13 protein-coding genes are annotated in these 12389 nt (G+C 58.2%); 9 read left to right on the forward strand and 4 right to left on the reverse strand.

Translation table 11 applies throughout. The features are described from left to right. The 8 genes from LQ215_RS18095 to LQ215_RS18130 all read left to right on the forward strand — a co-directional run bounded on the left by LQ215_RS18095 (position 1) and on the right by LQ215_RS18130 (position 8692). On the forward strand, positions 1-621 hold the full coding sequence (locus tag LQ215_RS18095; protein ID WP_230151837.1) for a hypothetical protein: 621 nt from the start codon (positions 1-3) through the stop codon (positions 619-621). A gap of 172 nt (positions 622-793) precedes the next feature. Continuing rightward, entirely contained in the window at positions 794-1297 is a 504-nt protein-coding gene (locus tag LQ215_RS18100; RefSeq protein ID WP_230151839.1) for a GAD-like domain-containing protein, read from the forward strand. 52 nt (positions 1298-1349) lie between these two features. Further along, on the forward strand, positions 1350-2219 hold the full coding sequence (locus LQ215_RS18105) for a hypothetical protein (RefSeq protein WP_230151841.1): 870 nt from the start codon (positions 1350-1352) through the stop codon (positions 2217-2219). A 51-nt stretch (positions 2220-2270) separates the two neighbouring features. Continuing rightward, positions 2271-2867 carry an imm11 family protein gene (locus LQ215_RS18110; RefSeq protein ID WP_230151843.1) on the forward strand — a complete coding sequence of 199 codons (597 nt, stop codon included), beginning with the start codon at positions 2271-2273 and terminating at the stop codon, positions 2865-2867. 511 nt (positions 2868-3378) lie between these two features. Beyond that, positions 3379-4986 (forward strand): tetratricopeptide repeat-containing response regulator, encoded by a 1608-nt coding sequence (locus tag LQ215_RS18115; RefSeq protein WP_230151846.1) that lies wholly within the window; start codon positions 3379-3381, stop codon positions 4984-4986. Then, positions 4979-5671, forward strand: a complete 693-nt coding sequence (locus LQ215_RS18120) for a sensor histidine kinase (protein WP_230151849.1) — start codon at positions 4979-4981, stop codon at positions 5669-5671. The genes LQ215_RS18115 and LQ215_RS18120 overlap by 8 nt, the downstream gene beginning before the upstream one ends. 335 nt (positions 5672-6006) lie before the next feature. After that, complete coding sequence (locus LQ215_RS18125) at positions 6007-7248, forward strand: glutamine synthetase family protein (RefSeq protein ID WP_230151897.1); 1242 nt, start codon at positions 6007-6009, stop codon at positions 7246-7248. A 70-nt stretch (positions 7249-7318) separates the two neighbouring features. Next, entirely contained in the window at positions 7319-8692 is a 1374-nt protein-coding gene (locus LQ215_RS18130) for an MFS transporter (RefSeq protein ID WP_230151851.1), read from the forward strand. 60 nt (positions 8693-8752) lie between these two features. On the opposite strand, the gene LQ215_RS18135 is transcribed toward LQ215_RS18130, so the two are convergent. The 4 genes from LQ215_RS18135 to flgA all read right to left on the reverse strand — a co-directional run bounded on the left by LQ215_RS18135 (position 8753) and on the right by flgA (position 11361). Continuing rightward, positions 8753-9499 carry a flagellar brake protein gene (locus tag LQ215_RS18135; protein WP_058544888.1) on the reverse strand — a complete coding sequence of 249 codons (747 nt, stop codon included), beginning with the start codon at positions 9497-9499 and terminating at the stop codon, positions 8753-8755. Between the two features lie 92 nt (positions 9500-9591). Next, positions 9592-10059, reverse strand: a complete 468-nt coding sequence (locus LQ215_RS18140) for a flagella synthesis protein FlgN (RefSeq protein WP_230151854.1) — start codon at positions 10057-10059, stop codon at positions 9592-9594. A 47-nt stretch (positions 10060-10106) separates the two neighbouring features. Next, positions 10107-10424 carry a flagellar biosynthesis anti-sigma factor FlgM gene (gene flgM / locus LQ215_RS18145; protein WP_230151856.1) on the reverse strand — a complete coding sequence of 106 codons (318 nt, stop codon included), beginning with the start codon at positions 10422-10424 and terminating at the stop codon, positions 10107-10109. A 172-nt stretch (positions 10425-10596) separates the two neighbouring features. Further along, positions 10597-11361 carry a flagellar basal body P-ring formation chaperone FlgA gene (gene flgA, locus LQ215_RS18150; RefSeq protein ID WP_063324729.1) on the reverse strand — a complete coding sequence of 255 codons (765 nt, stop codon included), beginning with the start codon at positions 11359-11361 and terminating at the stop codon, positions 10597-10599. A gap of 78 nt (positions 11362-11439) precedes the next feature. Between flgA and LQ215_RS18155 the strand changes: the two genes are divergently transcribed. Beyond that, positions 11440-12366, forward strand: coding sequence for a chemotaxis protein CheV (locus LQ215_RS18155; protein ID WP_230151859.1), 927 nt, complete (start codon positions 11440-11442; stop codon positions 12364-12366). The last annotated feature ends 23 nt before the right edge of the window (positions 12367-12389 follow it).

Below are 12389 nucleotides of genomic sequence, written 5' to 3' on the forward strand. Positions count from 1 at the left end.
ATGAAGTCTTTATTGTCCGACTGGTGCGCCTTCTGTGAAGGCAGGGCAGTCTTCGATAAATCTCACTTTTTGGGATTGTTGAAAGCGCACAGTGGTTCCGAGGAGCTTCGACGTATATTCAGCTATTTTCCGTTTTCGGAAGAGCTGGTTGATAGAGCTGAGCGCGTTCTAGCCTCTGGAGATATGGAGAAGTCTCTGTATCTTTTGCCAAAACTTAAAGTTGGAGAGGGCGAATTAATTCAGCTAGGCCGGGAGTGGTTCAAGGAACAAGAAAGAGTATGCGGGGTGCTCGGTGACTCTGAAATTCTAAAGATTTGTGAGAATGCCCAGGTGCTTTTTGTTGATGGTCACGATATGGATCACTGGCTTCAGCAAGATATTCCTCATTACTGGTTGTTTGATGAGATTGGGGATGCAATCAGGGGGAGCAGAGTTTCTGATACTGAGCAGACTTATGCGCTGTTTGAGGCGCTCTATGGATTGGCTGCGGATTATTATCTTGCTTGGTACGTTGGGCGGCCATTGTTTGAATTTGATATTAATTTGGAGTCTTACTTTAGATTCTGGCGAGCCGGAGGACGGTGTGCTCTCACCGAGAGTGGGTTCTTAGTGGCTCGGTAAAGCAAAGTGGATAAGTCATAAATAATTTTACCATTGAGCTATCAACGGGAGATCACATGGAGGTGAGAGACGAGGATTTTGAGTGTTTCATTCGTGTAATGGGTGAAGCAACATCACATCGGCAGGTGCCTGGCTCCCATACTGCGAAATATCGGGGATACTACCGGACGCGTTGCTCACCTATTGGCAGAAAGAAGGTTGGTGTGGGTATGCCAATGGTCTTTGCTGGACGGTGGATCCAGACGATTACAAGTACCTGCTCGATATATGGTTATCCGGTACTGAATTTTCGCAGATAGATAATTACCACGTTATTGCCCGGAGTGCTTTTGGAACGCTGTATGCTTGGGGCGAGAAATACAATCAGAAAATTGTTGTTTCATGTCCGACGGGATCTATCGTCGCGTTGATGAATAAGCTGAAAGTACTTAATAAAGATCCGGATCTAGCCATCCAGACATTTTTCGCTATGTCTGATAAGGAACGTTATGATCTGGAGGATGGTCGAGGTGGTTTTTTATTTGATCGAGCGCTAGAGAAGTTGGGGGTACTTGACGAGAGTGAGGTCTACAGCTTTGAGCCGGCATTGTTTGTTGGAGGGACGGCTTCGCTGGATCAGTTGGTTAAGTGCAATTTGGAGGTTCACTTAACGAACCTTCGACAGATGCGTTCCTGAGTGAGCACGGTAAGCGGAACGACGTTGTACTGGCGTAAAGGAGCATGTCGAAATGGATGAAATCAACGTCCGGCTCCATCAGCACCGGCGCTGGCTGTCGCAGTCGGAAGGCCTGACGGCTCAAGAGCTTGACTATATCGATGAGGACCTTGCCAGCGACTCATTAAACGGATTGGACAATGTGGCTGACTCGCTGGGGATGCTGGCGACTTATTACGGTATTCGGGGTGAAGTCGCGATCAGTGACGGAGAGGCTTCTGGCTGGGAATACGTCTCGCGCTCGATGATGTACCGTTATTGGGCGCTGATGCTCAAGGCCAAGGCTTTCTCCAAAACGAGTTTTCTTCAAGGCATCCAAACCGTCCCCAACCTGACTAACCAGTTGAGCATTGCTGGGTGCTTGCTGGCCGGGTTGATAGCGGTTGATCGTCGTGATCTGGCTGCATCCGTGGCCGATGTGCTTGCCGGAATGTTGTCCGTCAAAGGCGCCGTCGATTCGAGCTATCTTGAACGGCGTCGATTTGAACCTTTCATGCTCTGGCTTTATTCAGTCTATTCGCAAGGTGCCGTGCTTCCAGGGATCAAGTCGATGGATCTGGGGGTTTATCAAAACGTGATAGACGAATGGACAAATGAGCAAGGGCTCGCTGATGCCCTGGCAGCGCTTTGTCGATATCACTTATCCCACGCTGAAGATAACGGTGGGGCCTGGGATCCTGAGTTCAAGCATGCGCCATTCGATCTGTTGCCTTTAGAGATCCACGCGATTTTCCAGGTCCGACAGCAACTAGGTTTGACTGCTCCATCTGTGTCGAGTCCTTTGTTGTCCGCAAAGACAGCTGCGCTAGAAGACCTGGTCATCATTTCTGATCAGCTTGCTGTTCGGGTGGAGACGGCCTACGAGCGTTTCTTCGGGCTTTAGACGCAGGCGCGACCCTTTTTTCAGTTGAGCAATGACATGCGGTGAGCTGAAATGAAGTATTACTTGTTGCGAGAAGACGTGCAGTTTCCTGAACGCCGGTATCTGGGCGATATCAAACACTGCAACAACTGGCTCTTCATCGATCCCCCTCTTGAGTACATGGAACCGTGTACCTACGCCCTTGAGGTTCGTGAGGTGGGTGTGAGTCTGGATTTTTCCTTGGCTGGATATGCCTCTGTGCCAGTCCTGAGCGAAAAAGCCAGGGAGGCATTGCTGGGCATTCCCGACGTTGATGAACCGTATACGAATGTTGTGCTTGAGCCTGTGACGGTTGCAGGGGAGCAAGCTCTTGATCGTCACTATGTAATGATTGTCGAGACCCAATTGGATTGCGTAGACGAATCACGGTCCGCTTTCAAAAAATATGAGGTCAATGACCCCGTACGACCAGATCGAGCTGGCGAATACAGTGTCTTTCTGAATCTCGTCATTGATCCTGCCAGGCTTCAGGGAAAACATATCTTTCGTGTCAAAAAGCACTTGGGTGCATTGATCGTTAGCGAGGCTGTGAAGCTTCGGCTGGAGCGAGCGGGGCTTACAGGGATGCTATTCGAGGGGGTAAATGGTGAAGGCAAAGTTATTTGCTGATTAGCGGGAGCCAGTCCGAACCCGGCGAGGCAAGAGGCTGAATCGCCTGCTACGGTGGTGAAGAATGAGATGGTTGTTGGTTGAAGTGTTGGAGCATCGTGAGTGAATCCAGCTTCGCACTGATGGGTTGAGGGATAAAGCCTGACATCACCCTTCATGGCGAGGGAGCTTGCTCCCGCTCGGTTGCGCAGCAGCCGCCAAAAAACAGGTCCGCTGCGCGGCCCAGCGGGAGCAAGCTCCCTCGCCACGGGTGTTCAGCCAGTCGTCTGCACTCCGTTTCTCCCACACCTTCCCCTTAACGGAACGCCATCTCCTGCCGATAACCCGATGAGCCCGGTTGTCTCCTGCGTTTCGGCTCGCGATGTGCGTCACGACACAGCCAGGCCAAGCGGTTGCTGAAATCCCTTGAACGTTGCTGGCTGGTGGCTATCATCTGCGCGCCTCGGGGTTGTGACACGGCGTTTCGTTGTTATGCCAATGGGTTATTTTCTTACTTGCCTGGACATCCTCGATGCTGGCGTACCACCAAAAAAGTTTTCTGATCGTCGATGATTTCTCGGATTTCCGCAGTTCGATCCGCTCCATGCTGCGTGAGCTGGGCGTCAAGGACGTGGACACCGCCGACACCGGTGAAGTGGCGCTGCGCATGTGCTCGCAGAAACGCTATGACTTCATCTTGCAGGATTATCACCTGGGCGATGGGCGCAAGAATGGCCAGCAGGTGCTTGAAGACCTGATGGTCGAAAAGCTGATCAGCCATGAAAGTGTCTTCCTCATGGTGACCGCCGAGACCAGCCAGGCCATGGTGCTCAGTGCCTTGGAGCATGAGCCCGATGCGTACCTGACCAAACCGTTCAACCGCTCCGGCCTGGCCCAGCGACTGGAGCGGCTCGAGCAGCGCAAGACCTTGCTCAAGCCGATCCTGCAAGCCCTCGATCGTGGCAAGCCGATGGAAGTGCTCAATGCCTGCATCGCCCTGTGCAAGCAGGACCCGCGCTACGGGCCGTTGTGCCTGCGTTATCGCGCCGATGCGTTGCGCGACCTGAATCAGAACGAAGCCCTTGAGCGGCTGTACAACTCCATCATCGCGGATCGCCCGTTGCCGTGGGCCTACGCGGGGCTGGGCAAGTTGATGTTCAAGCGCGGCCAGGTGGGGCAGGCCAAGGCTGTCTATGAAAAGGCCCTGAAAGTCTTTCCAATGATGCCGGCGTTGTACGACGGCATGGCCGAAGTGTTAATGGCCGAAGGTGACACCAAGCAGGCGCAGCACGTGCTGGAAGAGGCGGTGCGCCTGTCGCCGCTGGCCGTGCGCCGCCAATCGTTGTTGGGCAAGCTGGCGATGACCAACGAAGACTATGACACGGCTTCCCGAGCCTATCGCCAGGCGGTCGGGCAGGGCGCGCAGTCGCGCTTCAAGGACCCGGAAAGCAATCTGGGCCTGGCCCATGCGCTGATCAGCAAGGGCAGCGAAAAAGGCCTCGATACCCGGACCCGGCTGGAGATCAACACCACGCTCAGCGCCGTGGCGAAGGAGAACCTCAACGACCCCGGGCTGCAGGTCCGGGCGCGGCTGATGAAGGCCACCAGCCTGTTGCTAAACGATGCCGAAACCGCCGAAAAGCTCACCGAACAGGCCTTGCAGCGCCTCGATGGCATGGAGCAATTCATGAGCGCCGAGGCCGCGTTGCTGGTGGCCAAGCAGTTGCAAATGCTTGGCCAAACCAGCGCCGGCGAGTCGATGCTCAAGAACTGCGCGGAAATCTACGGTGATGACCCGACGGTGATGCAGGGCATCGCCAAGCTCACCGACGACCCGAACATTCTCAACCAGGGCAATGCCGCCGCCGAGCTGAACCGCGAAGGTGTGCGGGTCTACAAGACCGGCGCGTTGCCGCAGGCGCGGGAGCTGTTCCGCCGCGCCCTGAAGATGCAACCGAAGAACATCAGTATTGCCCTGAACATGGCGCAATCGCTGCTGCATGGCACCGACACCAGCGTGGAGTCGGAACTGCTGCAGGAGTGCCGCGCCTGCCTGAAACTGGTGGGCATGATGCCCGACACCGATGCGCGTTTTGCGCGTTATCAAAAACTGCGAAGCAAGGCATTTGGCGATGAATGACAGCGAACAGGCCCTCGATTTTTCCACGGTGATCGCGTCTACCGTGCACGACATGAAGAACTCCCTGACCTTGCTCATGCAGACGCATACGCAATGGCTCGAGCGCTTGCCCGAATCCGCGCGCCAGACCTCGGAGCAAGGCGTCATCGAGTTCGAATTCGCCCATCTCAATGGTTTGCTGGTGCAACTGCTGGGGCTGTACAAGCTCGGTGTCAACCAGTTGCCGCTGCACCCGGCCTACCATGAGCTGGATGACTTCATCGAGGCGCAACTGGCCGGCCATCAGGACGTGTTCCGCAGTCGCGGGATCATGGTCACCTATGAGGTCGATCCGCTCAGCCCCTTGGGCTTTTTCGACCGTGAACTGATTGCTTCGGTGCTCGACAACTGCATCAACAACGCCATTCGCCATGCGCGCCAGGCGCTGCTGATCAGTGTCAGCGACGAGGCCGGGCAACTGGTGCTGACCATCAACGACGACGGCGACGGTTACCCGCCAGAGATGATCGAGCGTCAGGCCGAGTATGTGCAGGGCATCAACCACAGCAGCGGCAGCACCGGGCTGGGCCTGTACTTCGCCGCGCGGATCGCCGGGCTGCACCAGCGCGGCGGCGTGAGCGGGCGCACCGAGATCGCCAATGGCGGTGTGTTGGGCGGTGGCGTGTTCCGGCTTTACTTGCCCTGAGCGTGCGCTTTATAAAAAACAGCACAAATCCTCTGTGGGAGCGAGCTTGCTCGCGATAGCGGCGTATCAGTCAGCTCAATATTGACTGAGCCGACGCCATCGCGAGCAAGCTCGCTCCCACACTCGTATTGCGTGAGATTTTAAATTGCCTCCGGGTGCTTGATATTCCGAACAGCCGAAGCCTATTTTGTACGGGTTGCCGTTCGCGGCTCGCACATAACAAGGATTGCGTCATGACGACCGATGGCCAGCGTTCACTCGCGCAGCGACTGACGGGCATTGATGAGATTGAATGTGTCACGCCGGATTTGAATGGCGTGCCGCGGGGCAAGGTGATGACCGCTGAGGGTTTCCTCGAAGGCCGGCGGTTGCAGTTGGCGCGGGGCGTGCTGCTGCAATGCATCATGGGCGGTTATCCGCCAGCGCGTTTCTACGGCAGCGATGACGGCGACCTGGCGCTGGTGGCCGATCCAAAACAGATCCATCGCCTGCCCTGGAGCCAACAGCCCCGGGCCCTGGCGATCTGCGATGCCGACGAGTTGACCGGTGAAAGCTCCCGGCTCTCGACGCGCGGCCAGCTCAAGGCCGTTGTCGCTCGCTATGCAGCCCTGGGCCTGGCGCCGGTGGTGGCGACCGAATTGGAATTTTTCGTGTTTGCCCCAAACCCGGACCCGACCCAGCCGTTCCAGCCGCCGATGGGCCTGGATGGGCGTCGCGAAGACGGCCACTCGGCGTTCAGCGTCAGTTCCAACAATGGCCTGCGCCCGTTCTTCAGTGAAGTCTATGAATGCATGGCGGCGCTGGGCCTGCCTCGCGACACCTTCATGCATGAAATGGGCGTGAGCCAGTTCGAGATCAATTTGCTCCACGGCGACCCGCTGTTGCTGGCCGACCAGACGTTCCTGTTCAAGCACCTGCTCAAGGAAGTGGCGCTCAAGCACGGCCTGACTGTGGTCTGCATGGCCAAGCCCCTGGCCCACACGCCGGGCAGTTCGATGCACATCCATCAGAGCGTCGTCGAGGCAGACAGCGGTCGCAACGTTTTCAGTGACGAAGCGGGCGAAGCGACGGCGACTTTCCGGCATTTCATCGGTGGGCAACAGGCGTGCCTGGCGGATTTCACCGCGTTGTTCGCGCCGAACGTGAACTCCTACCAGCGCCTGTGCCACCCGTTCGCCTCGCCGAACAATGCTTGTTGGTCCCACGACAACCGTTCGGCCGGGTTGCGGATTCCCGCCAGTTCGCCAGTGGCCCGGCGGGTCGAGAACCGCTTGCCGGGGGCCGATGCCAACCCCTACCTGGCGATTGCCGCCAGCCTGGCCGCCGGGCTGTATGGGATTGAACATCGGCTGGAGCCGAGCGCGGCGATCCAGGGCGAATTCGAAGTGCCGGATAATCTGTCGTTGCCATGTACCTTGCATGCCGCCCTGGAGCGTCTGAAGCGTAGTCATCTGGCGAAGGAACTGTTCGGTACGGAGTTCATCGAAGGCTACATCGCCTCCAAGACCCTGGAGCTGACCAGCTTCTTCGATGAAATCACGCCCTGGGAGCGGCGTGTCCTCGCGGCCCAGGCCTAACGAACCGTCGCATTCGGGCTATCTTCAACAGGTAGCCCTTACTCACCTCAAGGAGCCGCTCGGAACGCCGATGCGCCAAATCTGGAAACCTTTTCGAGCGCTTTATTTCGCCTCGCTGATGATGTTGATCGGCTCGGGCCTCTTGAGTACTTACCTGGCCTTGCGCCTGGCCGCCGACCATGTGGACAGCCTCTGGGTCGGTGCGCTGATGGCCGCCAACTATTTCGGCCTGGTGCTGGGTGGCAAGATCGGCCACCGGCTGATCGCCCGCGTCGGCCACATCCGCGCCTATTCGGCCTGCGCCGGGATTGTCGGGGCGGCAGTGCTGGGTCATGGCCTGGTGGACTGGCTGCCGGCCTGGATCGTGCTGCGGATGATTGTCGGCCTCGGCATGATGTGCCAGTACATGGTCATCGAGAGCTGGCTCAACGAACAGGCCGACGCCAAGCAGCGCGGGGTGGTGTTCAGCGGCTACATGATCGCCTCGTACCTGGGCCTGGTGCTGGGCCAGTTGATTCTGGTCATGCACCCGGCCCTGGGGCCTGAGCTGTTGATGCTGGTGGCGCTGTGCTTCGCCTTGTGCCTGGTGCCGGTGACACTGACCCGGCGAATTCACCCGGCGGCGCTGCATCCGGCGCCCATGGAGCCGCGCTTCTTCATCAAGCGTGTGCCGCAGTCCTTGAGTACGGTGCTGGGCTCCGGATTGATCGTCGGCTCGTTCTATGGCTTGGCGCCCTTGTATGCCTCTCAGCAGGGCCTGTCGACCGAGCAGGTCGGTCTGTTCATGGGTAGCTGCATCTTCGCCGGACTGCTGGTGCAGTGGCCCCTGGGCTGGCTATCCGATCGATATGACCGGGCGCTGCTGATCCGCTGCTTTGCGCTGGTCCTGACGATCTGTGCGCTGCCGTTGGCGATTCTCCCGACGGTGCCGCTGGAAGTGCTGTTCGTCGCGGGGTTCTTTTGTTCGCTGGTGCAGTTCTGCCTGTATCCGCTGGCGGTAGCGTTCTCCAACGACCACGTCGAAGCTGATCGACGGGTGTCCCTGACCGCGATGCTGCTGGTGACCTACGGCGTGGGGGCCAGTATCGGGCCGCTGGTGGCTGGCGTGCTGATGAAGATGTTCGGCAGCCAGATGCTCTACGGCTTCTTCGCCTTCTTTGCCTTGGTGCTGGTGTGGCGGATCCGGCCGAAAGCGGTGACCAACCTGCATCAGGTCGATGACGCACCGCTGCAGCACGTTGCAATGCCGGACAGCATGTCGAGTTCGCCGTTGGTGGCGTGCCTTGATCCGCGGGTGGATGAGCAGGTGGTGCAGGAGCAAATGCAGGCGCCGGCCAATCCGGACGTGGAGCCTGAGCCGGGCACTGAGACCGCGGCCGAGGCTGAAACCGAAACCGAAACCGAGGATCCTGAGACACCGAGTTTTACCCAGGCCAGGCCTTGAAGCAGGCATAAAAAAACGGGCAGTCGCCGCAAGGGACTGCCCGTTTTTCAGGCTTGAAAATCAAAGGTCGTCTTTATCGAAGCGCCGGGCTTCTCGTTGGAGCTGGTAGACGAACCGCTCGACCTGCCGTTGCACCAGGCCACTGATGTTGTGGAAGCGTACACCGGCGAACGTGGTGTTGATCCTTTCTTCGAAATGCAGGTAACGCAGTTCGACGGGCGCGGTCATGTTGCCAAAAGGCAGGGCCGCGATGAAGCGCTCGTACACCTGGCCCAATTGCAGTCGCTGCGTGATGTCGCCCTCGAAGCGCAACTTGCAACCGGTGGCGGAGATGTCCAGCAGCTTGCCGTCCACCGGGGACTTGAGCTTGTCGCCACCCAGTTCAACGTTCACCAGTTGTGCCAGTTTCAGGGCCGCGCGGAAGGCGTTGCGACGTTGGTGGTAGACCACTTCGTCGGGCAGGGCGCCGCGATAGCAGCGACCGTCGCTGGATTCATCGATAGTCAGTGGGCCCTTGCCATCCCATGCGATACGCACACCGTCATGGAAACCCTCGACACGAAAAGGCTCGCCCGCCAGCAGGAAACGCTCGCCGTCGCGGGGAATCATTTCATCCAGGGCGATGGAGTTGGTCTCGCGATCAACATTGACCAGGTAGCTCTGGAAGCGCTGGCTACGTTCGTGGAAGGTAATGATCAGTGGGTCATGGCTCTCTTGCAGCATCCGCAGGTTGCCGGAGATTTCCAGGGGCGTGGTGAGGACCTTGGGGGGCTGCGGAGCATCATCCGCGTTTGAGGCATTGAACACGGTGAGTCAATCTCCAGGCAAAATACGACTACGAATGGCCGGCATTTTGCCAGCATGTATCGCGCGTTGATAGAGCGAAGGCATTGTTCGTTTCATGCCTGGCTGAGCGGGCGGTGCTTGACCATTCTGGCCGTCGAACCGCTGGCGTCATACAGCGTCGGGATCTCGCCACCGTTGAGGATGCGCAACTGGTTGGCGGTGGCGGCTTGCTGCATCAGGATCGACTGGCCGTTGCGAGCGTTGGTTGCCTGGCATTGGGCGAGCAGGTCGTTGAGTACTTTGCTCTGGGAGCGCAACTGGTCGCCGATGGTCGACTGGGTGGCCAGCTGCTCAAGGCCGTCATGACTGGCGGGCAGGTTGAGGCTGGCGAGGATCTCGCTGCGCTTGCGGCCATGCTGGTCGAGCAAGATGATCAGTGCCTGTTTCTGCGCCAGGATAGTTTCCAGCAAAGGCATGTCACGACCGTGCAGGGCCACGGATTCGGCCTGCAATAACTCCAGCAATTGTTGCGCTGGAACGAAGTCGTCGATGATCAGTTGCAATAAATGAGTGTCGTGCATGGCTGGCCTTGGGTCTTAGCGTCCAAAAGCCTGGCGCAGGCGATGGCCTAGCGCTGGGCTTCGAAGTTGAGCAGTTTGCTGGCTACGCGGTTGCTGTCGACTTTGTAGCTGCCATCGGCGATGGCTGCTTTCAACTCGGCCACGCGGGCGTTGTCGACGACAGGTTGATCGCGCAGCTTGTCAGTGACCTTCTGCAACTGCTGAGCCTCATTGCTGAGGTGTACCGACTCCCCGTTGCTGACCTGTTCGGCGGGTGTAGACAGCGGCGCGGATTTGCCGGCTTCGGCGGTTTCCTTGGTGGCGCTGGTACGCGTAGTGCCTGTCAGCGGCGAAGAGCTGTTTAAACGATTGAAATCGATGACCATGGTAAAAAACCTCTGGGTATTTGGACGCTTGCCATGTTTTCGGCCATCCCCAAAAAAACTTTAGGCTCATTTATACAATGAACGTGCGCACGTCTGCGCTTGCCTTTGCGTAAGGCACAGTCTAGGGAACACCGGGATCAAGCGCCAGCTTTCTACCTCCTCTACCTGACCACTACATCGCCACTTCCACTTGGCCCGGGGCCATCACTTGTGCCTTGATGACGCGCTGGGAATTGAGGTTTTTTACCCGTATCTGTTCACGCATGCCGCCGTTGGACAGAGCCTCGCCGGGCATCCGCACGGCCAGGGAGCCGCTGCGGGCGGTGATTACCACCTGGTCGCCCTTGCGGACCACCTCGGCTTGCTCCAGATGCACCAGCGTCACGACCTGATCGGCGACCATTGGTCGGACAAGTTTCTGCCCGATGGCCTGGTCGACGGAGGTCAGGAAGCCCTGGGTGATCTGGCTGATGTCCCGTTCACGCAACATCACGTCCTGGGGCTCGACGATCCCGGCCCGCTTGAGCGGACGCGTGGTGGTGACAATTTCCCGAAACAGGCGCACTTGAGCGGGCACGAACACCGTCCAGGGCGCGGCGCTGTCGCAACGAACCTTCACCGTGACGCGGCCCAGGGGCCGGGCCGGGCTCTCCAGCGACGCAGTCAATTCCTTGTCGCACATTGGCATGCGCAGGCGCGGGTCGAGTTGGTTGACTTCGATTTCGTAGCGACCTTCGGTTTGACTGGTAGCCAGATAGTCTTCTACGGTGAATTCAAGAAAGCCCTGAGTGACGCCGATAAGGAGATCAGGCAAGGTAACCGGAACAGCAGCAAGGGCAGGACCGCCCGAAGTGAACAGGCAGACAGCCAACAGTGCACCGAGCCAGTGGCGGCAGTGAGTGGTCAGGCGTCGAGAAAATGTCGTTTGTGCGTTCATGCCGGTTCAATAGCAAGCCCCGTGCCGTTTAGTGATGAATGCGCGTCGGACACATTAGCGTTAGGTAGGAGTCAGGGCATGGCGGGAGTAATGGATTCGGTAAACCAGCGCACTCAGCTGGTCGGTCAGAATCGCCTGGAGCTGTTGTTGTTCCGTCTCGACGGCCAACAAATGTATGGGATCAACGTATTCAAGGTCCGCGAGGTGCTGCAATGCCCCAAACTGACCCTGATGCCCAAGTCCAGCCCCGTCGTGTGCGGTGTGGCCAATATCCGGGGTGCGACCATCCCGATTCTCGACCTGGCGATGGCGACCGGTTCCGGCCGGCTGCTGGACCAGAGCAATCCGTTTGTGATCATCACCGAGTATAACACCAAGACCCAGGGGTTCCTGGTGCGCTCGGTGGAGCGCATCGTCAACATGAACTGGGAAGAGATCCATCCACCGCCCAAGGGTACCGGCCGCGATCACTACCTCACGGCGGTGACCCGGGTCGATAACCAGCTGGTGGAAATCATCGACGTGGAGAAGATCCTCGCCGAAGTGGCGCCCACGCCGGAAGCGATCTCTGTGGGTGTGGTGGATGCCGAAACCCAGCACAAGGCGATTTCGCTGCGGGTGTTGACCGTCGATGACTCGTCGGTGGCCCGCAAGCAGGTGACCCGTTGCCTGCAAACGGTCGGTGTCGAGGTGGTGGCGTTGAATGACGGGCGACAGGCGCTGGATTACCTGCGCAAGCTGGTCGAGGAGGGCAAGAAGCCTGAGGAAGAGTTTCTGATGATGATCTCCGACATTGAAATGCCGGAGATGGATGGGTACACCCTGACGTCGGAAATCCGCAGCGACCCGCGCATGCAAAAGCTGCACATCATCTTGCATACTTCGTTGTCCGGGGTTTTCAACCAGGCGATGGTCAAGAAGGTCGGTGCCGACGATTTCCTGGCGAAATTCCGTCCCGATGACCTGGCTTCCCGGGTCGTCGAGCGGATCAAGGCAGCAGAATAAAAGGTCGGGTGCGTTGTGCGCCC

Source organism: Pseudomonas brassicacearum (assembly GCF_918698105.1).
Classification (GTDB): Bacteria; Pseudomonadota; Gammaproteobacteria; order Pseudomonadales; family Pseudomonadaceae; genus Aquipseudomonas; species Aquipseudomonas brassicacearum_F.

What these genes read in the sequence shown, in the direction of transcription:
- LQ215_RS18140 (WP_230151854.1), bottom strand. Translation starts at nt 10,059, where the DNA reads ATGCACGACACTCATTTATTGCAACTGATCATCGACGACTTCGTTCCA.
- flgA (WP_063324729.1), bottom strand. Translation starts at nt 11,361, where the DNA reads ATGAACGCACAAACGACATTTTCTCGACGCCTGACCACTCACTGCCGC.
- LQ215_RS18130 (WP_230151851.1), top strand. Translation starts at nt 7,319, where the DNA reads ATGCGCCAAATCTGGAAACCTTTTCGAGCGCTTTATTTCGCCTCGCTG.
- LQ215_RS18115 (WP_230151846.1), top strand. Translation starts at nt 3,379, where the DNA reads ATGCTGGCGTACCACCAAAAAAGTTTTCTGATCGTCGATGATTTCTCG.
- LQ215_RS18155 (WP_230151859.1), top strand. Translation starts at nt 11,440, where the DNA reads ATGGCGGGAGTAATGGATTCGGTAAACCAGCGCACTCAGCTGGTCGGT.
- LQ215_RS18095 (WP_230151837.1), top strand. Translation starts at nt 1, where the DNA reads ATGAAGTCTTTATTGTCCGACTGGTGCGCCTTCTGTGAAGGCAGGGCA.
- LQ215_RS18120 (WP_230151849.1), top strand. Translation starts at nt 4,979, where the DNA reads ATGAATGACAGCGAACAGGCCCTCGATTTTTCCACGGTGATCGCGTCT.
- flgM (WP_230151856.1), bottom strand. Translation starts at nt 10,424, where the DNA reads ATGGTCATCGATTTCAATCGTTTAAACAGCTCTTCGCCGCTGACAGGC.
- LQ215_RS18105 (WP_230151841.1), top strand. Translation starts at nt 1,350, where the DNA reads ATGGATGAAATCAACGTCCGGCTCCATCAGCACCGGCGCTGGCTGTCG.
- LQ215_RS18125 (WP_230151897.1), top strand. Translation starts at nt 6,007, where the DNA reads ATGACCGCTGAGGGTTTCCTCGAAGGCCGGCGGTTGCAGTTGGCGCGG.
- LQ215_RS18110 (WP_230151843.1), top strand. Translation starts at nt 2,271, where the DNA reads ATGAAGTATTACTTGTTGCGAGAAGACGTGCAGTTTCCTGAACGCCGG.